29 protein-coding genes are annotated in these 26,583 nt (G+C 66.1%); 24 read left to right on the top strand and 5 right to left on the bottom strand.

Annotation, left to right across the window (positions count from 1 at the left end; all coding sequences use genetic code 11):
- Positions 1–82 precede the first annotated feature (82 nt).
- From AC07NC_RS08400 to AC07NC_RS08390, 3 genes are all read left to right on the top strand, one after another.
- Positions 83–1,888 carry a TIR domain-containing protein gene (locus tag AC07NC_RS08400; protein ID WP_494569238.1) on the top strand — a complete coding sequence of 602 codons (1,806 nt, stop codon included), beginning with the start codon at positions 83–85 and terminating at the stop codon, positions 1,886–1,888.
- Positions 1,889–2,226: 338 nt separating this feature from the next.
- Positions 2,227–3,432 (top strand): saccharopine dehydrogenase family protein, encoded by a 1,206-nt coding sequence (locus AC07NC_RS08395; RefSeq protein WP_494569237.1) that lies wholly within the window; start codon positions 2,227–2,229, stop codon positions 3,430–3,432.
- Between the two features lie 10 nt (positions 3,433–3,442).
- Complete coding sequence (locus AC07NC_RS08390; RefSeq protein WP_494569236.1) at positions 3,443–4,621, top strand: carboxynorspermidine decarboxylase; 1,179 nt, start codon at positions 3,443–3,445, stop codon at positions 4,619–4,621.
- A gap of 51 nt (positions 4,622–4,672) precedes the next feature.
- Here AC07NC_RS08390 and AC07NC_RS08385 read toward each other — a convergent pair whose 3' ends face one another.
- From AC07NC_RS08385 to AC07NC_RS08370, 4 genes are all read right to left on the bottom strand, one after another.
- Complete coding sequence (locus tag AC07NC_RS08385) at positions 4,673–5,578, bottom strand: cobalamin biosynthesis protein CbiG (protein WP_494569235.1); 906 nt, start codon at positions 5,576–5,578, stop codon at positions 4,673–4,675.
- An 81-nt stretch (positions 5,579–5,659) separates the two neighbouring features.
- A complete protein-coding gene (locus AC07NC_RS08380; RefSeq protein ID WP_154726545.1) occupies positions 5,660–6,175 on the bottom strand; it encodes a hypothetical protein in 516 nt (171 codons plus the stop codon).
- Between the two features lie 3 nt (positions 6,176–6,178).
- Positions 6,179–6,976: an exodeoxyribonuclease III gene (xth, locus tag AC07NC_RS08375; protein ID WP_494569234.1), complete on the bottom strand. Its 798-nt coding sequence runs from the start codon at positions 6,974–6,976 to the stop codon at positions 6,179–6,181.
- Positions 6,977–7,080: 104 nt separating this feature from the next.
- Positions 7,081–8,013, bottom strand: coding sequence for a hypothetical protein (locus AC07NC_RS08370; RefSeq protein WP_494569233.1), 933 nt, complete (start codon positions 8,011–8,013; stop codon positions 7,081–7,083).
- Positions 8,014–8,136: 123 nt separating this feature from the next.
- Here AC07NC_RS08370 and AC07NC_RS08365 point away from each other — a divergent pair, with 123 nt between their 5' ends.
- The 6 genes from AC07NC_RS08365 (at position 8,137) to AC07NC_RS08340 (ending at position 13,020) form a co-directional block, all read left to right on the top strand.
- Positions 8,137–9,219, top strand: a complete 1,083-nt coding sequence (locus AC07NC_RS08365) for an MBL fold metallo-hydrolase (protein WP_494569232.1) — start codon at positions 8,137–8,139, stop codon at positions 9,217–9,219.
- Positions 9,216–9,989, top strand: a complete 774-nt coding sequence (locus AC07NC_RS08360) for an enoyl-CoA hydratase (protein ID WP_494569231.1) — start codon at positions 9,216–9,218, stop codon at positions 9,987–9,989. The genes AC07NC_RS08365 and AC07NC_RS08360 overlap by 4 nt, the downstream gene beginning before the upstream one ends.
- A 76-nt stretch (positions 9,990–10,065) precedes the next feature.
- Complete coding sequence (locus AC07NC_RS08355; protein WP_494569230.1) at positions 10,066–10,563, top strand: GNAT family N-acetyltransferase; 498 nt, start codon at positions 10,066–10,068, stop codon at positions 10,561–10,563.
- Between the two features lie 50 nt (positions 10,564–10,613).
- Positions 10,614–11,159, top strand: a complete 546-nt coding sequence (locus AC07NC_RS08350) for a DUF1285 domain-containing protein (protein ID WP_494569323.1) — start codon at positions 10,614–10,616, stop codon at positions 11,157–11,159.
- Positions 11,156–11,818 carry a CoA pyrophosphatase gene (locus AC07NC_RS08345; protein ID WP_035308807.1) on the top strand — a complete coding sequence of 221 codons (663 nt, stop codon included), beginning with the start codon at positions 11,156–11,158 and terminating at the stop codon, positions 11,816–11,818. Before AC07NC_RS08350 ends, AC07NC_RS08345 begins: the two co-directional genes overlap by 4 nt.
- Positions 11,815–13,020, top strand: coding sequence for a CCA tRNA nucleotidyltransferase (locus tag AC07NC_RS08340; RefSeq protein WP_494569229.1), 1,206 nt, complete (start codon positions 11,815–11,817; stop codon positions 13,018–13,020). The genes AC07NC_RS08345 and AC07NC_RS08340 overlap by 4 nt, the downstream gene beginning before the upstream one ends.
- On the opposite strand, the gene AC07NC_RS08335 is transcribed toward AC07NC_RS08340, so the two are convergent.
- Positions 13,001–13,954: an endonuclease/exonuclease/phosphatase family protein gene (locus tag AC07NC_RS08335; RefSeq protein WP_494569228.1), complete on the bottom strand. Its 954-nt coding sequence runs from the start codon at positions 13,952–13,954 to the stop codon at positions 13,001–13,003. The genes AC07NC_RS08340 and AC07NC_RS08335 overlap by 20 nt on opposite strands.
- A 69-nt stretch (positions 13,955–14,023) precedes the next feature.
- Between AC07NC_RS08335 and AC07NC_RS08330 the strand changes: the two genes are divergently transcribed.
- The 15 genes from AC07NC_RS08330 (at position 14,024) to AC07NC_RS08260 (ending at position 26,504) form a co-directional block, all read left to right on the top strand.
- Entirely contained in the window at positions 14,024–14,485 is a 462-nt protein-coding gene (locus tag AC07NC_RS08330; RefSeq protein WP_494569227.1) for a DUF4112 domain-containing protein, read from the top strand.
- A gap of 144 nt (positions 14,486–14,629) precedes the next feature.
- Entirely contained in the window at positions 14,630–16,111 is a 1,482-nt protein-coding gene (locus tag AC07NC_RS08325) for a DUF2793 domain-containing protein (protein ID WP_494569226.1), read from the top strand.
- On the top strand, positions 16,108–16,263 hold the full coding sequence (locus tag AC07NC_RS08320) for a hypothetical protein (RefSeq protein ID WP_154726910.1): 156 nt from the start codon (positions 16,108–16,110) through the stop codon (positions 16,261–16,263). Before AC07NC_RS08325 ends, AC07NC_RS08320 begins: the two co-directional genes overlap by 4 nt.
- Complete coding sequence (locus tag AC07NC_RS08315) at positions 16,260–16,547, top strand: hypothetical protein (RefSeq protein ID WP_008258731.1); 288 nt, start codon at positions 16,260–16,262, stop codon at positions 16,545–16,547. The genes AC07NC_RS08320 and AC07NC_RS08315 overlap by 4 nt, the downstream gene beginning before the upstream one ends.
- A complete protein-coding gene (locus AC07NC_RS08310; RefSeq protein ID WP_494569225.1) occupies positions 16,544–16,927 on the top strand; it encodes a M15 family metallopeptidase in 384 nt (127 codons plus the stop codon). The genes AC07NC_RS08315 and AC07NC_RS08310 overlap by 4 nt, the downstream gene beginning before the upstream one ends.
- Complete coding sequence (locus tag AC07NC_RS08305) at positions 16,924–17,403, top strand: hypothetical protein (RefSeq protein WP_494569224.1); 480 nt, start codon at positions 16,924–16,926, stop codon at positions 17,401–17,403. The genes AC07NC_RS08310 and AC07NC_RS08305 overlap by 4 nt, the downstream gene beginning before the upstream one ends.
- Positions 17,393–17,557 carry a hypothetical protein gene (locus tag AC07NC_RS08300; protein ID WP_494569223.1) on the top strand — a complete coding sequence of 55 codons (165 nt, stop codon included), beginning with the start codon at positions 17,393–17,395 and terminating at the stop codon, positions 17,555–17,557. The genes AC07NC_RS08305 and AC07NC_RS08300 overlap by 11 nt, the downstream gene beginning before the upstream one ends.
- Positions 17,558–17,778: 221 nt before the next feature.
- Positions 17,779–18,591, top strand: coding sequence for a flagellin (locus AC07NC_RS08295; RefSeq protein WP_494569222.1), 813 nt, complete (start codon positions 17,779–17,781; stop codon positions 18,589–18,591).
- A gap of 277 nt (positions 18,592–18,868) precedes the next feature.
- Positions 18,869–19,612 (top strand): flagellin, encoded by a 744-nt coding sequence (locus AC07NC_RS08290; protein ID WP_494569221.1) that lies wholly within the window; start codon positions 18,869–18,871, stop codon positions 19,610–19,612.
- 113 nt (positions 19,613–19,725) lie between these two features.
- Entirely contained in the window at positions 19,726–20,538 is an 813-nt protein-coding gene (locus AC07NC_RS08285) for a flagellin N-terminal helical domain-containing protein (RefSeq protein ID WP_494569220.1), read from the top strand.
- Positions 20,539–20,651: 113 nt separating this feature from the next.
- The gene (locus AC07NC_RS08280; protein ID WP_494569219.1) at positions 20,652–21,389 is read left to right on the top strand and encodes a flagellin; all 738 of its coding nucleotides are present in this window, start codon (positions 20,652–20,654) and stop codon (positions 21,387–21,389) included.
- Between the two features lie 113 nt (positions 21,390–21,502).
- Entirely contained in the window at positions 21,503–22,300 is a 798-nt protein-coding gene (locus AC07NC_RS08275; protein WP_494569218.1) for a flagellin, read from the top strand.
- A gap of 87 nt (positions 22,301–22,387) precedes the next feature.
- On the top strand, positions 22,388–22,684 hold the full coding sequence (locus AC07NC_RS08270; RefSeq protein ID WP_492073142.1) for a hypothetical protein: 297 nt from the start codon (positions 22,388–22,390) through the stop codon (positions 22,682–22,684).
- A 134-nt stretch (positions 22,685–22,818) separates the two neighbouring features.
- Entirely contained in the window at positions 22,819–23,736 is a 918-nt protein-coding gene (locus tag AC07NC_RS08265; protein WP_426024988.1) for a flagellin, read from the top strand.
- A 62-nt stretch (positions 23,737–23,798) separates the two neighbouring features.
- Positions 23,799–26,504, top strand: coding sequence for a transcriptional regulator (locus tag AC07NC_RS08260; protein WP_494569217.1), 2,706 nt, complete (start codon positions 23,799–23,801; stop codon positions 26,502–26,504).
- Positions 26,505–26,583: the final 79 nt, after the last annotated feature.

The raw sequence follows: 26,583 nt of genomic DNA, 5'->3' as shown, positions 1-26,583 counted from the left end.
TGATCCACGTCTGATCGTCTATATCGACCACATGTCGAACGACGGCCAGCCAACCATAAACGACCTTTTGGATCGCTTGTACGTGATCCGTGACACAACGGCCGACTCCGTCAGGGAGGAGGCCAGAGCACTTTTGGCCCACAACAGTGCAAAGGGAATGCTCCAATCCGGCAAGACGCTTAAAGAGCTCGTGAAGCTAATAGAAGCTGCCTTGGATAAGGCGCAGGCCGAAGTGCTCATGGTGCTAAGGCATATTCAAGCCGTCCCTGGAATTGATCGTCAAGCCTGCCGTGACCAAGCGTTTTTGCGCACCCGAGACCTCCTGCCGGTGCTGCGCGACGCCGCCCAACTCGACGACCGGCTAAAATCGGTGGGGAGTGTTATGGCGCGGGACGAAATCAACAAGCGACTCGCGCGTTTGGATGAGAGGATCGCCTACCAGTTCAGGCAGTTCGATGTGGGACTGGATCGAGTTGGCTTGGCGAGTGGAGCTACAATGACACCAACGGCGACACGGCTGCAGCAACGGCTGAGCGAACGCATGTCCTGGTTCCGCAATCAATGGTTCTTCAAATGGCACCATATCGGCGGTAGTCAGCCCATCGAAATCGACCTTTTCGACGGTCGGTTCACCAGTCTAGGTGGACTCAAATTTTGGGGCAGTCCCCGAGAAGTATATTGGGACGCGGTCTCGCGAGGTTTGTGCAAAGAAGTTCTCGACCAGTTCAGTTGGGTCGAGGAGGCCGCCAAGGGCTACGAGCGAAGCGTCGCCATTCAGGCCATAAACGAAAGTGCCGATCTTTTAGCGAGCTTTGCGGATGCCATACGCCGCGCCGCCGTGGAGAAGGATCGCATCCTGCGTGGCGACGGCGTGAACTTTCCGTCTGAGGAGGATCGAGGGCATTGGGCAGGAACCCGCGCCCAGGATATTCGCGATCAAGCAGACGCGTTGAAGGCAGCGCTCTTTCCGTCTTCTTCTTCTTCTGCGTTTTTGCTGCAAACGGTGGCAACACCTGTCCGGACCATCGAAGCCGACAGCCGGAGATTCCAGGTCGCGTTGTCCTTCGCGGGTGAGCAAAGAGATTATGTTCGCGATGTTGCCAGCGCATTAGCCGCGCGTCACATCGCAGTCTTCTATGACGAGTTCCAGTCAAATGCGCTTTGGGGCACTGACGGAGCGGAGCATTTTCACCGGATTTATTCGCGTGACACTCAGTTTGTGGTTATGTTCATTTCCGCTGAATACGTTAGCAAAGCGTGGACTCGTCATGAGCGGAGATCAGCGATTAGCCGTCAGATGAAAGAAGTCGGCGAATACATATTGCCGGTTCGATTTGATCAGACCGAAGTGGACGGCCTCCCAGATACCATCCAGTATCTTTCAGCCAAGAACTTCACGCCTGCCGAGCTCGCGGTTGAGATCGCCAAAAAGGTAGGTGTAAACCCCAACGATGGGAAGGCGTCTCATGTCCCGCCACCGTCATCCAGCGCGATGTCTGGCGAAGTCACATTCGATTACGGTGCCTACAACGGCCGGTATGTAATCGGATCGGGTGCAAGCGCTTTCGAAACTGCTTGGTCGAAGGGAAGCAACACTGCCATCCGTCTCTACAATGATCCAGTAGGAATCCATGGCATAGCGCTTGCGCGTGGGGCAACAGCCATTGAGGATATCGTGGATGCCGCGTCCTACGATTTCACATCACGGTCAAGAACGGTGAAGATCGGGGAGATCGCTGTACTCCGCAATACTGATGGCTTCTACGCTGCAGTTCAGGTTCTCGAAATCGCGGATGACAGCCGAGGTGCCTTGAGTGACGCGCTGACCATTCGGTACATCATACTCCCATCAGGTAAGACGACGTTTTCAGTCGAACAGCTATCATAATGTCGCTGAGTATAGACAGTATGTTCAAATACTTGCGTATTTGAAACCCCATTCGGCCGACCACCGTTCTCCTATTCCCATCATCTTCGCCTTTGTAGCGAGGATTCGGACTCCCGGTGTTCGACGGGCGCGCGCTCTGGGGACCTGGCGTATGGATCCCAGGGACAAGCCCTGGGACGGCGGAAAGGGGAGGGGCGGCTGGCCACCGGCCAAACACCCCCCGAATTCGTCCCCAACGCCCCCCGCATTAGCGGTCCTGTCATCATCGTGCTAAGAGCCCCGCCCTTTATACGGGCGGCGATGTCGCCAGAGCATTTCAGTCTTCAGGAGAAGCACACATGAGCAGGGTGCTGGTCATTGGCGCCGGCGGCGTCAGTTCGGTCGCCGTCCACAAGATGGCGATGAATGCGGACATCTTCTCGCACATCACTCTGGCGAGCCGTACCAAGTCCAAGTGCGACGCCATCGCCGAATCCGTCAAGTCGCGCTTCGGCGTGACCATCGACACGGCGGCGATCGACGCCGACGACGTGGCGGCGACCACGGCCCTGATCCAGGCGGTCAAGCCCGCCCTGGTCGTCAACCTGGCCCTGCCGTACCAGGACCTGGCCATCATGGACGCCTGCCTGGCCGCCGGGGTCAACTATCTCGACACCGCCAACTACGAGCCGCGCGACGAGGCCAAGTTCGAATACAAGTGGCAGTGGGCCTACCAGGACCGCTTCAGGGAAGCCGGCCTGATGGCCCTGCTGGGCTCGGGCTTCGACCCCGGCGTGACCTCGGTCTTCACCACCTACACCAAGAAGCACCTGCTGGATTCGATCGAGACGCTCGACATCCTGGACTGCAACGGCGGCGACACCGGCCTGCCGTTCGCGACCAACTTCAATCCCGAGATCAATCTGCGCGAAGTGACCGCCCCGTCGCGTCACTGGGCCGACGGCCAGTGGGTCGAGGGCCCGGCCCTGAGCCACAAGCAGACCTTCGACTTCGAGGGCGTGGGGCCCAAGAACATGTACCTCATGTATCATGAGGAACTGGAGTCGCTGGCCAAATTCTATCCGGAAATCAAGCGCATCCGCTTCTGGATGACCTTCGGCGACTCCTATCTCAAGCACCTGGAAGTGCTGGAAAACATCGGCATGACCTCGATCGAGCCTATGATGTTCCAGGGCCGCGAGATCATCCCGATCGAGTTCCTGAAGGCCCTGCTGCCCGAACCCTCGTCGCTGGGCCCGATCACCAAGGGCAAGACCAATATCGGCACGATCGCCACCGGCCAGAAGGACGGCGCGGCCAAGACGGTCTACGTCAAGAACATCTGCGACCACCAGGAAGCCTATGCCGAGACCGGCAACCAGGCCGTCAGCTACACCACCGGCGTCCCCGCCATGATCGGCGCGGCCCTGATGCTGACCGGCCAGTGGAAGGGCGAGGGGGTGTTCAACATGGAGCAGCTGGATCCCGATCCCTTCATGGACATGCTGAACAAGCACGGCCTGCCGTGGACGGTCGAGGAACTGTCCGCGCCGCTGGACTTCTGAGGATACGCCCATGGTCATGCAGACCCAGGCCGGCGGACCGGGCGCCTTCGCCCGGTTCGATCTGAACCGCGTCCCGTCGCCCGCCTTCGTGGTGGACGAGGTCGCGGTGCGTCGCAACCTGTCGGTCCTTCAGGACGTCGGGGCGCGGGGCAATGCGCGGGTCCTGCTGGCCCTGAAGGCCTTCTCGATGTGGGCGCTGGCCGATGTCGTCGGGGAATACCTCGACGGCGTCTGCGCCTCGGGCCTGTGGGAAGCGCGGCTGGCGCGGGAGTTCTATCAGGGCCACCTGACCACCTATTCCCCCGCCTACAAGCCCGCCGACCTGCCCGAGATCCTGCGTCTGTCGGACACGGTCATCTTCAACGCCCCGGACCAGATCGCCCGCTTCGCCGACCTGATCGCCGCCGCCCGCGCCGAGGGCCAGGTGTTCGATATCGGCCTGCGGCTGAACCCCGAGCATTCGGAGGGCGAGGTGGCCAAATACGACCCCTGCCAGCTGGGCTCGCGCCTGGGCTTCCCGGTGTCGCAACTGACGCCCGAGCATCTGAACGGCGTGGACGGCCTGCACATCCACGCCCTGTGCGAACAGGGGTTCGAGCCGCTGGAGCGGATCTGGGCTGCGGTTGAGCCGAAGCTGGCGCCCCTGTTGCCGGACCTGAAGTGGATCAACCTGGGCGGCGGCCACCATGTGACCCGCGCCGACTACCGCATCGACGCCCTGGTCGGCTTCCTGAAGGACCTGGGCGAACGCTACGGGCTTCAGGTCTATATCGAGCCGGGCGAGGCCATTGCGCTCGACGCCGGCATACTGGTGGGCGAGGTGCTGGACACCTTCCATAACGGCCTGCCCATCGCCATCACCGACATCTCGGCGACCTGCCACATGCCGGATGTGATCGAGGCGCCCTATCGCCCCGCCATGCTGAACGAGGCCGAGGCGGGTGTGACCTATCGCCTGGGCGGGCCGTCCTGCCTGGCCGGCGACATCATCGGCGACTATGGCTTCGCCACTGCGCCGACCGCCGGAACCCGCATCGCCTTCCTGGATCAGGCCCACTATTCGATGGTGAAGACCAACACCTTCAACGGGGTGCCGCTGCCGGCCATCGCCCTGTGGAACAGCGACACCGACGCGCTGAAGCTGGTCCGCGAATTCGACTATTCAGAGTTCCGCGACCGCCTGTCCTGATATCGAGAACCTCGACAAATTCTCCAGAATTTGTCGAGGTTTTCTCCAGGTTCAGACCCCCAGAATCCAGCCTTCTTCCTGCTCCACCTGGGCGATCAGTTCGGGCGTGGCGTCCTTGGGCGGGCCGAAGGCCTTGGCTAGGTCGCCGGCCTCGTCCATGTGGGCCAGGGCCTCGGCGGTGGAGCGGACCTGGGCCTGATCCTTGAACTCGCCCTCGTTGGTCTTGCCGTCGAACATGGACGGCCAGACCTCGACCACCAGGGCCGACAGGGGCTCGACGTCCTCGGGCGTCAGTTCGCGCCAGCCGGTGCCGAACGGCCAGACGGCGCCCGAAGACCCCAGGCTTTCCAACAGTCTACGCACAGCCGGGATTCCCACCAGGGTCTGGCCGCCCACGGCGCCCGCCCCGTGCATCTGCCACACGCTCTTGGGCTGAAGCTTGCCCTTGCGCGCCGCATTCTCGGTCGCCCGGAACTCGGGGATGTCGGCGCCCGCGCCTGCGGGCGGCTTGGTGGTCGTCAGCCAGCGCTGCGCCTGTTTCGCCGGCGCCCCCCACAGCGGCCAGGCCTCGTCCGTCATCAGCCGGTTCATCTTGGCCGCCACCTGATAGCGGTTGTTCGTATTGTCGGCCTTGTCCACCACATTGGCGGCGATGAATTTCCACATGGCTTGCCAGGGGGTTCCGTCCAGCTTCAGCCGCGCGGCCGTGCCGACCGGATAGCCGAAGTTGAAGTCCAGCCCGACCAGAACCCGGTCGCCGCGCTTCCTGTGATCCGCCAGGATCGAGGCCAGCAGGGCCTCGCCCTCGGCCCGCGTGGCGACATTGTGCGTCTCGGTATAGAGGCGGAACCGCACGTCGCGCTTCGCCACCCCGATCCACAGCGAGGTGTCGCCGAGTTTCTTGGTTTCGGCGGCGGTCCAGTCGGCGACGACATAGGCGTCGAATAGGCGGGCCAAGGCGGCCTCCCGTAAAAAGGCGTGTCGATAGGAATGAGCGGGGGTTCTAGACCTCTCGCCGCCCAATCGGAAGGGGGGCGGTCAGCTCTTCAACAGGGCTTCCAGGTGCGACAGCCACCGTCGGCCCAGCCGCAGCGCCTCGCCAGGCGAGCCGGTCTCGCCTGCCAAGGCGGCGTCCCACAGGGCCAGTTCGAACTCCGGATGGCGGGCGTCTGCGAACATCAGCCGCAGCACCACCTGTTCGGCGTCAGGCGCCAGCACGTCCAGCGACTTGCGCGCCTCGCCACGCCGGATGCGGGCCACCACATGGCCGTCGACGATGATTTCGCCGCCCTCGACCTCCTCGAAGGCGTAGGCCAGGCCGTGGGCGCCGTTGGCCCACAGCACGACAACCTGTTCGATGTCGAAGTTCAGAGCGCAGGCCCGGCCTTCGCGGGGCGAAACGGCCTCGACCTCAGGCGGGACGCCCAGAGCCTTCAGAAGGGCGCGGCGGATGCGGCGGGGCGGCTCCATCCACCAAGAGAGGGCCAGGGCCAGGGTCGTCAGCAGGGCCGCCGCCAAGGCGATCAGCAGGATCACCCGCACGACCTCGGCCATGGCTCAGACCTCCGTCCCGGCCGATAGGTCGATATCGACCACCACCGGCACATGGTCGCTGGGCTTGTCCATGTCGCGCGCGTCGCGATGGGTCTCGATCCCCCGCAGCCGATCCGCCGCCTGGGGCGACAGCAGGGCGAAGTCGATGCGGATGCCGTGGTTCCTCTGCCAGGCGCCGGCCTGATAGTCCCAGAAGCTGTAGGTCCCGGCCGGTTCGCCCCCGACCTCGTGCGCGTCGGCCAGGCCCAGGTTCTTCAGGGCGCGGAAGGCCTGGCGGCTCTGGGGCTGGAACAGGGCGTCGTCAGTCCAGGCGGCGGGGTTCTTGGCGTCTTCCGGCTCGGGAATGACGTTATAGTCGCCGCACAGGGCCAGCGGCTCTTCGAAGGCCAGCAGGTCGCGGGCGTGACGGTTTAATCGCTCGAACCAGGCCAGCTTGTAGTCGAATTTCTCGGTCCCGATCGGATTGCCGTTGGGCAGATAGATGGACGCCACCCGGAGCGGCCGGGGCGCCTCGATCACGGCTTCCAGATAGCGGGCCTGTTCATCGGTCTCGTCGCCGGGCAGGCCGCGCCGGATGTCCGACAGCGGGTATTTCGACAGCAGGGCCACGCCGTTGTAGCTCTTCTGGCCGTGGGTCTCGACATTATAGCCCAGGCTCTCGAAGGCCTCGCGCGGGAATTTCTCGTCCACGCATTTGATCTCCTGGAAACAGGCGACGTCGGGGGCGGCCTGCTCCAGCCAGGCCAGCACGGTGGGCAGGCGGGCGTTGACCGAGTTCACGTTCCAGGTGGCGATGCGCATGACGGCGACGCTAGGCTGCGTCTCGGTTTCGGAAAAGAGGCCGCGCAAAACAAAAGGGCCGCCGGATCGCTCCGGCGGCCCTTCGTTTGGTCTGCAGTGGTCGCTTAGGGACGGCCGCCGGCGGGCGCCGGGGCGGCGGCCGGAGCCGTCGTCAGCTTGCATCCGCCGCCGATCTGCTGGGCGGTGGCGCAGGGATAGACCTGCTGCACGACGTTCTCGGTGTTCAAGCGGGCGATGAGGCCGTCGCCGGCCGCGCATTTGGCTTCATAGAAGACGCCGTTGGCGTTGCGGCCCATCAGACGGGCTTCGGTCACGTCGCAGGAGGCGGCGTCCGAACCCGCGAAATAGGATTTCACAAGGGTGGCGTTCTCGGCCGAGGTGGTGAAGGCGCAGGTTCCATTTTCGGCCAGCACCTGGATGCAGGGGGTTTTGGTCCAGGTATTGTTCAGTTGCTTGAGCCAGAAGCCCGCGCCGTCGGAGCAGCCGGCTTCGTACATGACGCCGCCGTCGTTGGCCTTGCCCAGCACCTTGACCTCGTCGACCGTGCAGGCGACGCCTGCCTGGACGGCGTATTCGCGCAGGAATTTCTGCGTGTCGGTGTTGGCGGCGATCGTGCACTGGGGACCAGGGTCGGCGGCCGGGTCACGCGCACGCAGGGTTTCGGCCGAATGGGCCAGCAGGATGCAGCTGGCCGCCTCGGGCGGGGTCTTGGCTTCGATGATGAAGCCCGGGCCGGCGGCGCAGGCGACTTCATAAACTGTGGTGTTGGCGGTCGTCTGGCCGAGAAGCTTGGATTCGCTGACCTGGCATCCGGTGTTGGCCAGGGTGGCCTGCTCCTGGGCGGCAGCCTGGATCTGCTCGGCCGTCGGGGCGGCGGGGCGGCGTTCGCGGCGTTGACGAGAGGCCGAGGCGCGCGAGCCGCCTTCAACAGTGGCGGGCTGGTTTTCGGGGCCGCGCTGCTGTTGCGCGAAGGCGGGAGCGACCGATATGGCGCTGAACAGGAGCGCCGCGAGGGCGGCGGCGATGCGGGCTTTCATGGAACACCTTCGGTTGGGAACGGCTGAAGGCTTCGTGGCGGTCTAATCGGGCGGGGTCAAGGCGGCTGTGGACGGCGTGGGCAAGACCTGACTAAGGTTTGATCGTTTTTATTGGAGACGCACTTGGCGGACGATGCAGCGGCCCTGAACCAGGGGATGGAGGTGCGAGGCCTGACCTATCCCATGCCCGATGCGCCCGTGCCCGGCGTGGCGGTCGAGGTCGCGCGCGGGGTGTTCTGGTTGCGGTTCGCCCTGCCGTTTCAGCTGAACCATGTGAACGTCTATGTCCTGCGGGACGGCGACGGCTGGACGGTCGTCGATACGGGACTGCGGACGCCGGACGCCGTGGCGGCGTGGGAGGCGGCGCTGGCCGGACCTTTGGAAGCGCGCTCGATCCACCGGCTGATCTGCACCCATATGCACCCCGACCACATCGGCCTGGCGGGTTGGCTGTGCGCGCGCAGCGGCGCGCCCCTGCTGATGTCGCGGCTGGAATATGTCACCGCCCGGATGTTGATGGCCGAGGGTGGCGACGCGCCCGAAGACGGTGAACGCTATTATCGCGCTGCGGGCTGGAGCGAGGCTCAGATCGATCGCTGGCGCGCGGACTACGGCGGTTTCGCCAAGGGGGTGTCGCCGATGCCGCGCAGCTATCTGCGGCTGTCGGATGAGGATGTGATCCAGATCGACGGGGACGACTGGACCGTGGTGGTCGGATCCGGCCACAGTCCCGAACATGTCTGCCTGTGGCGGCGCTCGGATGATGTCTTCATCGCCGGAGACCAGATCCTGCCCCGGATTTCATCCAATATCTCGGTCTGGCCGACCGAGCCTGAAGCCGATCCTTTGGGCGACTGGATGGACTCCCTGGAGAAGCTGCGGGACCTGCTGCCTGAGGGCGCATTCGTTCTGCCGGCGCACGGCGAACCCTTCCACGGCGTTCACGTCAGGCTGGACGCGCTGAAACGCGGGCATGAAGTCGCGCTGAAACGGCTTGAGCGGACGTTGCGTCAACCGTCTAGGGTGATCGACGGCTTCCCGGCCGTGTTCGGTCGGGCGGTCGGAGACGGGGTGCTGGGCATGGCCACGGGCGAGGCCCAGGCGCACCTGAACTATCTGGAAAAGCGCGGCCGCGCCGAGCGGACGCGCGACGAGAACGGCGTCGACTGGTGGACAGCCGTCAAATGGGACGAGGAAACGACGTGAGCGAACATATCCGCACCCAACTGGCCGACGGCGTCCTGACCCTGACGCTGGACCGGGCCGACAAGAAGAACGCCATCACCCAGGCCATGTATTCGGCCCTGTCCGAGGCCGTGGAACAGGCACGGACCGACGATACGGTGCGGGTGCTGCTGCTGCGCGCCGAGGGCGACAGCTTCTCGGCCGGCAACGACATCGGCGACTTCATCGCCATCGGCTCCCAGACGGAACAGCCGTTCGACATGTCGGTGTTCCGCTTCCTGAAGGCGCTGGCCGATCTCGACAAGCCGCTGGTGGCGGCGGTGAAGGGCCGGGCGGTCGGCATCGGCCTGACCATGCTGCTGCATTGCGATCTGGTGGTGGTGGCCGAGGACGCCCTGCTGTCCGTGCCCTTCGTCAACCTGGCCCTGGCGCCCGAGGCGGCGTCCAGCCTGTTGCTGCCGGCCGTGATCGGCCATCAGCGGGCGTTCGAGATGTTCGCCCTGGGCGAGCCCTTGGACGGCAAGACGGCCGTGGCCTGGGGCCTGGCGAACCGGGCGGTTCCGGCCGATCAGGTCGAGGCGACGGCGGCGGACCTGGCGGCCCGCGTCGCGGCCCGCGCGCCCAACTCCCTGCGCAAGACTAAGCGGCTGATGCGCGACGCCGACGGCCTGTGGGCGCTGATGCAGCGCGAGGGCGAGGCCTTCGGTTCGCAGATGAAGAGCCCGGAGGCCATGGAGGCCTTCATGGCCTTCACCCAGAAACGGGCGCCGGACTTTTCCAAGCTGGGCTGACGCCAGCGTCACAAGACTGCGCCTTGATTTGGCGCAGCTTTGGTTCTAGGTGCGCGCGCCTCTTTCTGGAGCGCCCATGTCGCACGCCCTTGCCCAGATGGCCGCTGTCGCCGGCCGTATCGACGCCGAGATCCCGGCCGACGCCGACGGCGTGGAGGCCCTGGTTCTGGCCGCCTTCGGGCCGGGTCGTTTCGCCAAGACGGCGGAGCGACTGCGTGAGGGTTCGCGGCCAGCGGCCGGATTCGTCGCGCGCCGGGACGGCCGGATCGTCGGTTCGGTGCGGCTGTGGCCGGTCCTGATCGGTCAGACGCCGGGTCTGTTCCTGGGACCCATCGCCGTGGACGCTGCCAGTCGCAGCGACGGCCTGGGCGCCGAACTAGTGCAGGCCTGTTTGGACCAAGCGCGGACCCTGGCGGTCGGCGGGGTGCTGCTGGTCGGCGACCGGGCCTATTTCGAACGTTTCGGCTTCGTCGGCGCGCCCGAAGCCGAGATGCCGGGGCCGGTGGATCGTCGTCGAGTGCTGTGGCTGGCGACGGGCGTCGAGACCGTCTCCGGGCCTGTTCGCATCGGCTGATCTTTCGCCTGGCCTTGGCGGGGCCTAAGTCATGGTCCGATATGACGCACATGGATGACCAGAAGCCGGGACTGAAAGCGATCGTCGAGGCGGCGAAACAGGCGCCCGGGCGGGGCCTGCCGCCGGTCCACCTGTGGAACCCCGAACACTGCGGCGAGATCGACATCGTCATTCGACGCGACGGCGTCTGGATGCACGAGGGATCGCCCATCGGCCGCGAGGCGCTGGTGCGGCTGTTCTCGACCGTCTTGCGCAAGGACCCGGACGGCTATCATCTGGTGACGCCGGTCGAGAAGTTGAAGATCGCGGTCGAGGATCTGCCGTTTCGGGCCGTGGCGGTGCGGCGGGAGGGCGACGACCTGATCTTCACCACCGACGTCGGCGACGAGACGCGCGCGGGCGAGGCCGACGCGATTGTGGTGGAGACCGACCCGGAGACGGGAGAGCCGGCGCCGCGCGTCCATGTGCGGCGCGACCTGTGGGCGCGGATTGCGCGCTCGGTTTTCTATGAACTGGTCGAGATGGCCGAGGAGGTCGATGGTCGGCTGGTTGTGCGGTCCGGCGGGCGGGCGTTTTCCCTGGGGGCTGTGGCGTGACCCTGGCGACCTTGAGGAACCGGCTGGTCCAGCGGCTGGACCCGGTCGAAGCCTGGCGTCCGGAAGGGCTGGCGGCGCGGTCCGACTTCGACCTGAACCCCAAGGCGGCGCGGCCGATGCGGGAGTTGCGGCCGGCGGCGGTGCTGATCCCGGTGGTGGCGCGGCCCGAGGGGGCGACGGTGCTGCTGACGCGGCGGGCGGACACCCTGGTGCGGCATACGGGGCAGATCGCTTTTCCAGGCGGACGGCTGGATCCCGGCGAAAACGCGGTCCAGGCGGCGCTGCGCGAGGCGGACGAGGAGGTGGCCCTGAACCCGGCGAAGGTCGAGGTGCTGGGCCTGTCCGACGCCTATGAGACCGGCACCGGGTTTCTGGTCACGCCCGTGATCGGCTGGCTGCACGAGGCGCCGGTCACGACGCCGGCGCCGGCCGAAGTGGCCGAGGTGTTCGAGACGCCGTGGGACTTCCTGATGGATGCGGCCAACCACCGCCAGGACTTCTATGACATGGACGAGGGACTGCGGCGCTGGTTCTGGGCCATGCCGTGGGGGGAACGCTATATCTGGGGCGTGACGGCCGGGATCCTGAAGGCGCTGCATGTCCGGCTGTACGGCGACGAGCCGGCGCCCGAGGTCGCCGCCGAGGAAGATGCGGCATGACCGTGTCCATGCGGGGCCAGCCCTGGCTTGAGGCCAAGGCCACACGGGCGGTCATGGCGGCCTTGCTGGCTGCCGGCGGCCCCGACTGCGCCCGGTTCGTCGGCGGCTGCGTGCGGAACAGTCTGCTGGGCCAGCCGGTGGACGACATCGACATCGCCACCCGATTGAGGCCCGAAGAGACGATGGCGGCCTTGCAGGCCGCGGGGCTGAAGGCCGTGCCTACGGGACTGGAGCATGGCACGGTCACGGGGGTGTCCGAGCGCAAACCCTATGAGATCACCACCCTGCGCCGGGACGTGGAGACCGACGGACGGCGCGCGGTCGTGGCCTTCACCGAGGACTGGGCCGAGGACGCGGCGCGGCGGGACTTCCGCCTGAACGCCCTGTACGCCGATGCGGCCGGCACGGTGTTCGACCCGACCGGCGGCGGCCTGGCGGATGCGGCCAAGGGGCGGATCGTCTTTGTCGGCGAGGCCGAGACGCGGATCCGCGAGGACTATCTGCGCATCCTGCGGTTCTTCCGGTTCCAGGCCTGGTACGGGCGGGGAGAGCCCGATGCGTCCGGGCTGACGGCCTGCGCGGCGCTGAAGGCCGGGATGGCGCAACTTTCGGCCGAACGGGTGTCCAAGGAATTGCTGAAACTGCTGGCGGCGCGCGATCCGCGATCCACGGTGCGGGCGATGGCCGAGACGGGCGTTCTGGGTCAGGTCTTGCCCGAGGCGCAGCCGCTGAACCTGTTCGAGGCGATGTGCGGACTGACAGGCGATCCGGTGCTGCGTCTGTCGGCCCTGTTGCCGGCGGATGAGGGCGCAGTCGTGAGGATCGCGGGGAGCCTGCGGCTGTCGAACGGGACGCGGGACCGGCTGGCGGCGGCTGTTGCGGAGGGGCCGGTCGTGGCGCCCGACATGACCGAGGCCGAGGCGCGGGCGGCCATCTATCGGCTGGGACGCGGCGCCTTCGAGGATCGGCTGACACGGGCCGAGGCGGCGGGCGGAGACGGCGCGGCCTTGCGACGGCTGGCGGCCGAGTGGACGCCGCCGAAAATGCCGGTCGGCGGGCGGGACCTGGCGCGGCTGGGCCTGAAGCCGGGCCCGGAGACGGGCCGTGTTCTGAACGCCTTCGAGACGGGCTGGATCGCCGACGATTTTCCCTCGGACGGTCACGAGGCGCGGCTGAAGGCCGCTATGGCGTCGCCCGCGTGAATTCGGTGACGACGGGATAGTGGTCCGACCCGGTCGGTTCGCCGATACGGCGGCTGATCAGGGCCAGGTCCGGCGAACGATAGACCTGATCGATGGTGATGCCGGCGAAGGCGGGCAGGCGGCTGGGCCAGGTGCCGGGGAAGCCGGGAGCGGGCGACAGGTTCATGTCGGACTGGATCTGACGGCCGATCCGGGCGCTGGACACGCTGTTGAAATCGCCGGCGACGATGGTCGGATGAGGCGCCGCCTTTTCCCGTCGTGCGGTCAGGGCCATGACCTGGTTTATCTGGCCCCATTGATACTGGTACGGCCAGGGGCGGGTCAGGTGGACGCCGAAGACATTGACGGCCCCGACCGGCGTTTCGACGACGGCGCCTATCGCCGCCAGATCGTCGCGAAACGACGGCAGCTTGCCCTGGATCGGATAGCGCGAGGCGACGATCGACAGGGCCCGGCCGCTGGGGTCTTCGATGCGGCCCATGACCGCCCGATTGGGATAGCCGGCCAGAACCTCGTCGAGCCGGTCCGCCGGCGCATCTCCGACCTCGACCAGAACGACGATGTCGGCGTCGGCGTCGACGATGGATCGTCGGATCGCGGCGACGTCGGTGTTGTCCACCCAGAGATTGGCTGAGTACAGGCGGATTATCGGCTGGTCGGGTTGAGGACGGCCAAGGGGCGTCATCCACTGGGGCCAGACAGCGGCCAGCAGGACAAGGCCGGCCAGCACGCCTACGACGAAGGCCGGCCACAGACGCAGGACCAGGCAGGCCAGGGTCAGCACCGTCGCAGCCAGCAGCACGGGGGCGGTGAACTGGGCCAGGATGTCCACCCATCGATGGCCGATCCCGCTGAGACCAGCCACGCCGAAGCCCGACAGCCCGATCAGAACGAGGCTGGCCGCCGCATTGCTCGCCGGCTTCAGCAGGGACATGGCTTATTGCCTTTCTTGGTGAACGGTGTCGGCTATACCGCGTTAGGGCGACGCTTGGAGAGGCGCGACATGATCAGACGGTCCATCACGGATATCGAGAAGATCTGGTCCAATGTCGAGGGGATCAAGAAGCTGTCGGACCGGGTGATCGGCATAGGACCGTTCGGCATCGGCATGGACGGACTGCTGACCTGGGTCCCGGTGGTGGGTACGGTCTATACGGTCGGAACCGGGGCCTGGCTGGTGATGCAGGCGGTACGCGCCAAGGCGTCGCCGGCGACCCTGGCGCGGATGGCGGCCTATATGGCGGTGGATACGGCGACAGGCACGGTGCCGATCGCCGGCGACGTGGTCGACACCTTCTTCCCCGGTCAGTTGTTGGCGGCCAAGGCGCTGCAGAAGGATATCGAGACCAGCCACTGGGTCGAGGATTCCGAAGCCAACGCCAGGGCCAGCGGCGACCACGAGCGCCACCTGGAGACGGTGCGAAACGACAAGAAGCTGCGCCGCATCGTCTATCTGCACGACTGAATTACGGGCGCAAGCCGCGCCCTGATCACCTAATTCTGGCGATTTTCTTCAACTCATACCGTGGGTTGAGTGATAAATTCGCCGTTCAACCCGCCTGATCTGACCGCGCCTGCAGACTGATCTCCGACAACAACGGAGATCCTGATGAGCGACGATTTCACCGCGCGGCTAGCCCTGCCTTATCTCGCAGCCGGTCAGATGCAGAAGCATGTGACCCTGAACGCGGCCCTGACGCGCCTGGACGCCCTGTTGCAGACGGCGGTGGTCAGCCGGACCCTGACGACCCAGCCGGCCGCGCCGTTCGACGGCGATCTCTACATTCTGCCGCCAGGCGCCGCAGGGACGGCGTGGAGCGGCCGGCCCGCCGGCGCCCTGATGCGGTTCGAGAGCGGCGGCTGGAGCGTCGTGGCCGCGCCGATGGGGATGATCGCCCTGGTGCTGGATACGGCCGTCCTGGTGGTGCGCGGTGAAGGGGGCTGGAGCCCGTTGGGACATCGGCTGGGCGAAGTGCAGGGGCTGTCGCGGCTGGGTCTCGGCACGACGGCCGACGCCGCCAATCCGCTGGCGGTAAAGACCAACACCGCCCTGTTCACTGCACGCGGCGCGGCCGAGGGCGGCGACGGAGACCTGCGTCTGACCCTGAACAAGGAGGCGGCGGGGGATGTCCTGTCGCTGCTGTTCCAGAGCGGCTACGGCGGCCGGGCGGAACTGGGCCTGGCAGGCGACGAGAACCTGAGCCTGAAGGTGAGTCCCGACGGATCGACCTGGCTCCGGGCCTTCGGGGTGGATCGCGCAACAGGGCGGATCGCATTCGACAAGGGCGCGACGCGGCGAGAGACGACGGTCTTCACTGGCGACGGCGCCTATGAACCGCCGTCCTGGGCGCGGTGGATCGAGGCGGTCTGCGTCGGCGGGGGCGGCGGCGGCGGATCGGGCATGGCGGGGGCGTCGGGAACCGCGCGCTTCGGCGGCGGCGGCGGCGGCGCGGGCGGACTGAGCGAGGCCTGTTGGGCGGCCGCCGACTTGAACGAAACCCTGGTTGTCGGGGTCGGAGCCGGCGGTGCAGCGGGGACGGCCGGCTCAGGCGCGGGCGCCTTGGGCGGCGCGGGCGGGCAGAGCGCGGTGAGCCTGGGCGGAACCCTGTTGCTGCGGGCCGGAGGCGGGGCGGGCGGCCTCGGCGGAACGGCTTCGGCGAGCGCAGGAGGGGCCGGCGGTCAGGGCCTGCGGGCGGGAAACGCCGGTGGCGGCGGTTCGATCACGGCGACGGCCTTCGTCGGCGGCGAGACCGCCTGTCCCGACGGTCCTGGCGGGGGAGGCGGCGGCGGCGGGTTGAGCACAGCCAATACAGCGCGGTCTGGCGGCCCGGGCGGCGCAGGCGGCTGGGCGGTCCGTCAGGCGCCGGGCGGGGCGGCCGGTGCGGCGGGGCAGGCGTCGTCGGCGCCAAACCTGGCCTGGGCCGGCGGCGGGGGCGGCGGGGGCGGCGCTTCCGCCGTCGGTGCGGGAACAGCGGGTGGCGCGGGCGGCCTGTTCGGTGCGGGCGGCGGCGGCGGGGGGGCGGGCCTGACCCTGTCGGGCGCGGGCGGCGCAGGCGGGGGAGGCGTGGTTCGACTCACGGCTGTCGGATGAGCCGGCGGCTGAACCGACCTGAGCCTGTGGAGGTGCTGGAGCCCGAGGTCTGGGACGCCCCCGACAGATTGAATGACACGGCCTGGCGCGCCCAGACCGGCTTCGACGGCCGGTGCGCGACCGAAATCTTCGACAAGGAGGACGAGGAATGACGAGATCGACGACGCCGGATCCGATCCGGCCCCAGAACGGAACCCTGGCCGAGGGACGCTGGCTGTGGCGCAGGCTGTACGCCTTCGCCGTCAGCGTCGGCCTGTGGCTGCTGTTGATGCGGACGGTGGCGCGGATGCCGGCCGAGATGCTGCCCAAGATGACCGATGGGCTGATGGGGCTGCTGGCCCTGATCCTGGTTCTGTATCTGGTTGCGCCCACGGCCGAGCAATTGGTGGCGCTCATCGCCAATGCGCGGGTGCGGTTGACGGGAGGCCGGCCATGAGCGGCCTGTTGTCCGTTCGCTCAAGGGCGCGATTGAAGGGGGTGCATCCAGCCCTGGTGGCTGTGGTCGAGGCGGCGGTCGCACGCAGCCCTGTTGATTTCATGATCACGGAGGGGCTGCGATCGCCTGAACGGCAGGCGGCTCTGGTCCAGGCCGGAGCCAGCCGGACCTTGAGGTCTCGCCATCTGAGCGGCCACGCCGTCGATGTGGCGGCCCTGGTCGACGGACAGGTCCGTTGGGACTGGCCGCTGTATGGACGCATCGCCTCGGCCTTCAAGGCGGCGGCTGTGGAGCTGAAGACCCCCATCGTCTGGGGCGGCGACTGGAAGAGCCTGCGCGACGGCCCGCATTTCGAACTGGATCGAAGGATTTTCCCATGAGGGCCGTGTCCATCCTGAAGGCGCTGACGCCGCTCGGCTGGTTCGCCGTCGCGGGTGTCGTGGCGGGGTTGGCGGCGGCGCTTCTGGGCGGTCTCGGTTTCCGCTGGGACCCGCTGGGCCTGCAGCAGCGCCGGTTGGCGGCGGCCGAGGCGCGGGCCGCGTCCGGGGAACGTGACGCCCGGGCCCAGGCGGCGGCGCGTCGTCTTGAGAGCGAGGGGGCGGACGCACAGTTGCGTCGTCTCGATGAATTTCAACAACAGCAGACGGCGGCGGCGCGCGCGACCGCGACCGCCGTCGCAAAGGCCAGGAACGCCGATGACGCCGAAATCCCTCTGGAAAGCCGCCGCGCCGACCGTCTGCGCGCTCATGACCGCGAGCTGTGCGGGCTCGCTACCGACCTCGACGGTTGCGCCGGTGCGGCTCAGCCTGCCGGAGGCGGCGAGGCGGCCGTGCGCCCTGGCGGTTTTGCCGGCTGAACCCACAGCCGCGGACCTGGACGCCGCCTATGTGCAGCGCGGCGCCCAGCTCCTGGCCTGCGACGGGGCGAGGCGGTTGGCGGTCGAGACCCTGCTGGCGGAGCGGGCCATGCAGGACGCCCGGATCTCGGAGGCGGCGAAAGAGCGACCCTGACGGCAAAGCGGCAAAAACGACTCGGCAACTTCTGCCGCCATGCGACGGAAAATGCCGGGTCAGCGTGCGGCGGACTTTGAAAATCCAACAAAATCAGCAGTTCATCTCGGTTTTCTCGCCGTGCCAGCCTGGCCCCGCCTTTGCTCTTAGGAGGGCGGAGCAAAATGCTCCCGACGCCAAAACGGCGTCGTACATGCACAGAAGTGAAGAGGGCAGCCAAAATGGCGAGCATCAATACGAATTACGGCGCAGCAATTGCGCTCCAGAACCTGAACAAGACCAACGCTCAGCTGGAAATGACGCAAAATCGCGTCAACACCGGCATGAAGGTCTCCTCCGCCAAGGACAGCGGCGCGATCTACTCCATCGCGACCGGCCAGCGCGCCAACATGGGCGCCATGGAATCCGTGCGGGCGTCTCTGCAACGCGGCCAATCCATCGTCGACGTGGCCCTGGCCTCGGGCGACACCGTGACGGCCGCCCTGGAAGAGATGAAGGGTTTGGCCGTCAGCCTGGCCGCCTCCACCGGCGCAGCCCAGACCTCCTACTTGACCGAATTCCGTGCGCTGGGCGCTGAAATCACCTCGTCCCTGGCCGGCGCGACCTTCGACGGCGTCAATCTGTGGACCGGCGCGACCGCGACGGACTTGATCAAGGACGTGAGCGGCGGCACCACCGCCATCGGCTTCACGGTCGCCGGCGGCATGGCGGCGGACACCGACATCACCACCATCACCAGCCAGACCATCACCGCAGCAGCCGCGACGACGGCGGCCGTCGATGCGGCCATCACCAAAATCACTGGCGCCCTGTCGACGTTGGGCACCCAGTCCAAGTCGGTCGGCCGTCAGGTCACCTTCGTCAACAAGCTGCAGGACGCTACCGAGAACGGCATCGGCAACCTAGTTGACGCTGACCTGGCCAAGGAAAGCGCCAAGCTGACCGCCCTGCAAACCAAGCAACAGCTGGGCGTGCAGGCGCTGTCGATCGCCAACTCTGCCAGCCAGACCCTGCTGAGCCTCTTCCGGAACTAGGGCGGCCTTCAGGCGCGTCTCTTTCGGGGCGCGGTCGGTCGCCGGCCGCTCCACCTTTTTAGGCTCTGCCCGGCAAAATTTGCCGAAGTGCGGGCTGAAGTGGGCAAATATTGCCGGGCATCCAGGGAGGGTAAATCAATAGTAAACGCGACTTTTCAATAGGTTACGATGATATTTCGCCGTCGCCTCTGGCCCGGCAATTGCTTCTTACCCACCGAGCAAAAAGCTCCCTTCGCCAAAATGGCGTTGGATCTCACGAAGTGAAAGGAACGCCAAAATGGCGAGCATCAATACGAACTACGGCGCGGCCATCGCGCTGCAGAACCTGAACAAGACCAACTCGGAGCTGGAGCGGACGCAAAACCGCATCAATACCGGCATGAAGGTCTCTTCGGCCAAGGACAGCGGGGCGATCTTCTCGATCGCCACGGCTCAACGCGCCACCGCTGCGTCCCAGGATGCGGTCCGCTCGGGTCTGCAACGCTCCCAGTCGATCACCGACGTGGCCCTAGCCGCCGGCGACACGATCACGACCGCGTTGGAAGAGATGAAGGGTCTGGCGGTCAGCATCCAGGCCTCGGAAGCCGGCTCCAGCGCTGAGACCTCTTATCTGGCCGAATACAACGCCTTGAGCCTGGAAATCACCTCTGCGATCTCCGGCGCCTCGTTTGATGGCGTCAACAGCCTGACGACGCCTCTGGGCGTCGCCGGCGTGACTGACGTCAGCGGCGGTAGCAAGGCTCGCGCAGACGCCACAACCGCCAAGATCGATACCGCCATCTCCACCGTCACCGGCGCTCTATCGACGCTGGGCACCCAGTCCAAGTCGCTGGGTCGCCAGATCACCTTCGTGAACAAGTATCAGGACGCGCTTGAAGCCGGCGTGGGCAACCTGGTGGACGCCGACCTGGCCAAGGAAAGCGCCAAGCTGACCGCCCTGCAAACCAAGCAACAGCTGGGCGTGCAGGCGCTGTCGATCGCCAACTCGGCCAGCCAGACGCTGCTGAGTCTCTTCCGCTAAGGCCCGGAGGCCCGGTCGTCTCGACGGCCGGGCCATAGGTCTTGAACCTCGAGCAAAACGCTCCCGTCGCCAAAACGGCGCCGGCCATCACGAAGTGAAGAAGGAACGCCAAAATGGCGAGCATCAATACGAACTACGGCGCAGCCATCGCGCTGCAAAACCTGAACAAGACCAACTCGGAGCTGGAGCGGACGCAAAACCGCATCAACACCGGCATGAAGGTCTCTACGGCCAAGGACAGCGGGGCGATCTTCTCGATCGCCACCGGACAGCGGGCCAACGCCTCCGCTCAGGATGCGGTCCGCAGTTCCATGCAGCGCGGTCAATCGATCGTCGATGTGGCCCTGGCCGCCGGCGACACCATCACTTCCGCTCTGGAAGAGATGAAAGGCCTCGCGGTCAGCATCGCCGGATCCACCGGCGCGGCAAAGACGTCTTACGAGGATGAGTTCAAGGCTCTGGGTGTGGAAATCAAGTCCGCTCTGGACGGCGCAAGCTTCGACGGCGTCAACCTGCTGACCACCGCCTCCGGCGCGACCACCACGGTTCGCACCGGCACGGGCGCGACCGACACCAAGGTTCTGGGTACGGCCGCCGCTCTCAGCGCCAATACCGACCTGGCCAAGTTTACGGCGGCGACGCCGGATGTCGCCGACTTCACGACCGCCAACGTCGATCTGGTCGTCACGGCTGTCACCGGCGCCCTTTCGACCCTGGGCACCCAGTCCAAGTCGCTGGGTCGCAGCATCAGCTTCACCAACAAGCTTCAGGACTCGATTGAAGCCGGTGTGGGCAATCTGGTGGACGCCGACCTGGCCAAGGAAAGCGCCAAGCTGACCGCCCTGCAAACCAAGCAACAGCTGGGCGTGCAGGCGCTGTCGATCGCCAACTCTGCCAGCCAGACCCTGCTGAGCCTCTTCCGCTAAGGCCCGGAGGCCCGGTCGTCTCGACGGCCGGGCCATAGGTCTTGAACCCCGAGCAAAACGCTCCCGTCGCCAAAATGACGACGGCCATCACGAAGTGAAGAAGGAACGCCAAAATGGCGAGCATCAATACGAACTACGGCGCGGCCATCGCGCTGCAGAACCTGAACAAGACCAACTCGGAGCTGGAGCGGACGCAAAACCGCATCAACACCGGCATGAAGGTCTCTTCGGCCAAGGACAGCGGGGCGATCTTCTCGATCGCCACGTCGCAACGCGCCGCCGCTGCGTCCCAGGACGCGGTCCGCTCGGGTCTGCAACGCACCCAGTCGATCACCGACGTGGCCCTGGCCGCCGGCGACACCATCACTTCCGCTCTGGAAGAGATGAAAGGCCTTGCGGTCAGCATCGCCGGATCCACCGGTAATGCGCAGACCTCGTACCTGGCCGAATACAACGCCCTGGGAACCGAAATCGCTTCGGCGATCACGGGCGCGTCGTTCGACGGCGTCAACAGCCTGACCACTCTGGGCGCCGATGCGGCGATCACGGCCGTGAATACGGGCAGCGTCACCGCCGCCAACGCCACGACCGCAAACGTCGATGCCGCAATCACGGCGACGACGACGGCTCTGTCGACTCTGGGCACCCAGTCCAAGTCGCTGGGTCGCCAGATCACCTTCGTCAACAAGCTTCAGGACGCTCTTGAAGCCGGCGTGGGCAACCTGGTGGACGCCGACCTGGCCAAGGAAAGCGCCAAGCTGACCGCCCTGCAAACCAAGCAACAGCTGGGCGTGCAGGCGCTGTCGATCGCCAACTCGGCCAGCCAGACGCTGCTGAGCCTCTTCCGCTAAGGCCCGGAGGCCCGGTCGTCTCGACGGCCGGGCCATAGGTCTTGAACCCCGAGCAAAACGCTCCCGTCGCCAAAACGGCGCCGGCCATCACGAAGTGAAGAAGGAACGCCAAAATGGCGAGCATCAATACGAACTACGGCGCGGCCATCGCGCTGCAGAACCTGAACAAGACCAACTCGGAGCTGGAGCGGACACAAAACCGCATCAACACCGGCATGAAGGTCTCTTCGGCCAAGGACAGCGGGGCGATCTTCTCGATCGCCACGGCTCAACGCGCCACCGCTGCGTCCCAGGATGCGGTCCGCAGCTCGATCCAGCGTGGTCAATCCATCGTCGACGTGGCCCTGGCCGCCGGCGATACGATCACGAGCGCGCTGGAAGAACAGAAGGGCCTGGCGGTCAGCATCGCCGGATCCACCGGCGCCGCCCAGACTTCATATCTGGCGGAATACAACGCCATCGGCACTGAAATCGCCAGCGCGCTGGCGGGCGCCACCTTCGACGGCGTCAATCTGTACAAGGCGAACGCAGCCGCCATCACCGTGCAGACGGGTCCTTCGACCTCCTACACGCTGAAGGCCATCGCGGGGGCGGACACCGCCGTGGCGACCACGACGGCGGCCGTGGCCGGCGACGCGGCCACTATCGTGGCCACGGTCGACTCGGCCATCACCGCCTTCACCAGCGTCCTGTCCGATTTCGGCACCAAGTCGAAGTCGCTGGGACGTAGCATCACCTTCGTCAACAAGCTTCAGGACGCTCTTGAAGCCGGCGTGGGCAATCTGGTGGACGCCGACCTGGCCAAGGAAAGCGCCAAGCTGACCGCCCTGCAAACCAAGCAACAGCTGGGCGTGCAGGCGCTGTCGATCGCCAACTCGGCCAGCCAGACGCTGCTGAGCCTCTTCCGCTAAGAATGATCGGTCGGGACGGCGCTCGCCGTCCCGACCCTTCGCTCTCGTTCAAACCTAGAAGGGCGCGGTCCATCCGCGCGAGGAGCCATGGTAGACAATGTCGCGAGCGTACCGCCGGTAAAGATTTTTGCTTCCGAAAACACCGACCTCGCAGCCTATTCGCCTCCAGCCAAGCCGCAGTCGCCAAAGACCGCAGTCGAGGAAAAGGGCGAGTCCAGCAACTACCGCCTGACCATCGAGACGGCTGAAAACGGCCGTTACATCTATACGATCAGCGACCCGGTTACGGGTCAGGTGGTGCTGAAACTGCCGCGAGAGGTGGTTCAGGATCTGGCCAAGGACCCGGACTACAAGGGCGGAAATCTGCTGAAGACCTCCATCTAGCGAGGTCTTTCAGTCAAGCGGACCCAACGTCGCCGGCTTGCCGGGCGGCGCAAACATGCTTTCTTCGCCGTTAACCATACGCTCACGACTCATGGTTAATCCTGCAGGGAACAGAACGTCCGGGGCTTGAAGCCATGACCACCAGCATCCACACCAATACCTCGGCGATGATCGCCCTGCAGAATCTGAACCGCACCAGCGACCAGCTGGCGTCGACGCAGAGCCGGGTGAATACGGGCCTGAAGGTCCAGGGCGCCAAGGACAACGCCGCCGTCTGGGCTGTCGCCCAGGGACAGCGCGCGGACAAGGGGTCTCTGGAAGCCGTCACGACCAGCCTGAACCGGGCGACCTCGATCGCCGATGTCTCTCTGGCCGCGGGCGAACAGATCTCGGACATTCTGCTGGAAATGAAGCAGAAGGCGACCGCCGCAGCCGATCCTAGCCAGACCGCCGCGACGCGCGCCTCCTATGACCAGGAATTCCAGGCGCTGTTGAAGTCGGTGCAGTCCTTCGCCGACAACGCCATTTTCGACGGGGCCAATATTCTCGACGGCTCCGCCACGACCGACATGACGTTCCTGGCGAGTGCGGACGGCAATGAAACCATTGCGATGAAGCGTCAGAATCTGACGCTTGTCGGCCTGGGCCTGGCGGCCAACTCCTATGACTCGAACAAGGCGACTGCGGCGATCGACGCCTGGACCGACAATGCCGGCACGCCGGAAGACGAGACCCTGCTGAACGCCGCCCCTGACCTGCTCACCCAGGAAAAAGCCAAGTTCGCGCTGCAGCGGATCGACGACGCCATCACCGTGGCCAGTTCACGACTGTCCGAACTGGGGGCGCAGGCCAAGCAGATCGAACGCCACACCACCTATGTCGGCAAGCTTTCGGACTCGCTGGAAGCCGGCATCGGCAATCTGGTCGACGCCGACCTGGCCAAGGAAAGCGCCCGTCTCCAGGCCCTGCAGGTGCAGCAACAGCTCGGCGTCCAGGCCCTGTCGATCGCCAACCAGGCGCCGCAGATGATCCTGTCGCTGTTTAAGAACTGACGCCGCGGCTTAAGACTTCGTTATCGGGCTCGGCCGCACTGTAAACGCCGGAGCCATGTGAGATGATCAACAACAGCTATCTGCTGGGTCTCTACGGGATCACGACGGACACCGGGTCGCTGATCGGCTCAAACACGCCTGCAGCCAAGCCAAAGAAGACCCAGCCCACGGCGCCCTGGGCTTCGACCGCGTCGGCGACTGCGCCCAAGGCCAGCGAGCTGGTGCGGGCGGCCCTGGCGGGACGAAACATCATCAACGAAGGTTCGGTCGAACTGGACCTGTCGGGCGCGTCCAGCGACTATCGCAAGATGTTCGCCCTTTATCAGGGACTGAACAGCCTCAGCGCCCTGGCGGATCGGGCGAGCGTCAAGGGATTGACGGCTGCGGAAGCCGCACAGGTGTCGAAACGCTTCAGCGAGGGATTGGCCGAGATGTCGGCCTATCTCAAGACCGCCGAATTCGAGGACGTCCGCCTGGTGCAGGGCGTGTCGCAGACCAAGGTCAAGACCAGCTATGCGCTGGAGCGGGCGCCGACGACCTTCACGACCGCACCGCTTCACCAGGGCGTCGCCACAAGCCCGGTCGCCGCGTTCGAAGGCGACGTCAAGTTCTCGATGACGGCCAAGACCGAGACCGGAAGCCAGACCGTCGCCATGGACCTGTCCGAGATGGGCTCCACCGAACGGTCGATGGTCAATGTCGTCAACTATATGAACGGCAAGCTGGAGGCGGCCGGCGTCGCGACGCGGGTCGGGACGCAATACATCCCCGCGGAGCCCAAGACGATCAAGTCCGGCGACAAGACCATCACCCTGCCGGCCGGGCCGGACCAATGGGCTCTGAAGGTCACGAGCGGCGCGGGCGAGAAGGTCAGTTTCGCGGCGGTCGATACGTCCGACGCCGTCTATGTGACCCAGGGCGTCGGCAAGGCCGGCGCGGGACAGATATTGAAGTTCCAGGCCGACGGCGGCGCTGCGCCCGCCGCGCAGCAGGGCGTAAACGATCCCTTCTGGGTCGAGGGCCGGGTCGGGCATACCGAGATGCCCGAGGGCGTCGAGGCGGTGCGAGCCAGCGCCGTGGCTCCGGACGGTTCGGTCTGGGTCGTGGCCGATCTGAAGGCCGGCGACGCAGCCCAGCCGATCAAGGGCACGCGCGACGTCGCCCTGATGAAGTATGATTCCGCCGGCAATCTGATGCAGACCAAGCTGTTGGGGGCGGCGTCCAGCGCGAACGGCTTCTCCATCGCCATCGACGACGATGGACGCGTGGCCCTGGCCGGTTCGGTCACAGGGGCGCTGGTGCCGGGCAAGAGCGGCGACAGCCCCACGACCGCCGATAGTTTCGTCACGCTTTTCGATGACTCCGGCAAGGAACTGTGGACCCAGCGCCGAGGCGCCAAGGCCGCCGACGAGGCGACGGAGGTCAGTTTCGGCGCCGACGGCGTGGTGTATGTGGCGGGGCGGTCCAAATCGGCCATGTCGGGGACTGTGGCCCTGGGCGGATGGGATTCCTATCTGCAGACCTTCCAGGAAAAGCCCCTGACCGTGACCGGGCCGATCACCGGGGTGAACGCCTCCACCTTGCAGTTCGGCAGCGCCGGCGACGATTCCGTCCAGGCGATGACCGTGTCCGGTTCAGACCTCTATACGGCCGGGGTCGAGAACGGGAAGGCCATCGTGCGGCGCTTCACCCTCGATGCAGGGGGTGTGCCGACCTTGGCCTCGACCCGCGACCTGGGCTACGCCAGCGGTGAAATCGCGGGCGTATCGGTGGAAAACGGCAAGGTCGTCGTGACCGGCCATACCGATAACGCCGCGCTGGACATCGGCACGGTGACCAACGCCCACGCCGGCGGCAAGGACGTGTTCGTCGCCACCCTGTCGGCCGATCTTCAGGCTTCGGGCAGCGACCGGCTGACCTATTTCGGCGGGGCGGGCGACGACACCGCCGCCGATGTCGAAATCAAGAACGGCAAGGTCTGGATCACCGGCACGAACCGGGCCGAGGGCGCGACCAAGGACAGTCCGACCCAGGGCTATCTGGCGCGTATCGACCTGGCGACAGGCGCGGTGGAGCAGAACAAGACCTGGCGCGCCGCTGACGACCAGGCCAAGCCGACCAGTCTGAGCTTCGCCGCAGGCGGTTCCAGCGTGCTGGACCGGCTGGGGCTGCCGCAGGGCGAGATCATGCAGGCGGACTCCAAGCTGCTGACCGTCGGCACCGCCGCGCGGGTCGGGGATCAGTTCAGCATTTCGCCGGCAGGCGGCGGGCGGGCCGTCACCGTGACGATCGAGGCCAAGGACACGCTGGAGACCCTGGCCAAGAAGATCGTGAACGCCTCGGGCCGCCAGCTGGACGCCAAGGTGGTGACGGACCTGAAGGCCGTACCCGTCACCCAGCGGCTGCAGATATCCACGGCGGCGAACCGGGAAGGCGCCATCATTTCGTCGGGCGCCGTCGGCAAGGACGCCCTGGCGGCCCTGGGTCTGACCCCCGGCTTCGTCAGCCCCGTCAAGCCGGACAAGGATGCGCCAAAGACCTTCGGTCTGAATCTGTCGACCCTGTTGAACCTGAACGATCCGGCCTCGATCAAGGCGGCGAACGAGGGCATCGCCCAGGCGATGACGGCCGTCCGGTCCGCCTACAAGTCGCTGGCGCCCTCGACCGGGACGATCACCAACACCCAGACCGGAAAAGGTTCATCGACCGCCTACTACCAGACCCAACTCGCCAACTTCCAGGCCGCGCTGAGCCGCCTGTCGGTCTGATCGGCGTCATGCGCGCCTAGGCGGTTGACGCCCGGCGTGCGTTCCGGGTTATTGGGCGCTTCAGTTGCGAAAGCCCCTC

This window comes from Brevundimonas sp. GW821-FHT10A07 (assembly GCF_059415785.1).
This window is presented reverse-complemented; position numbering and strand designations above follow the sequence as displayed.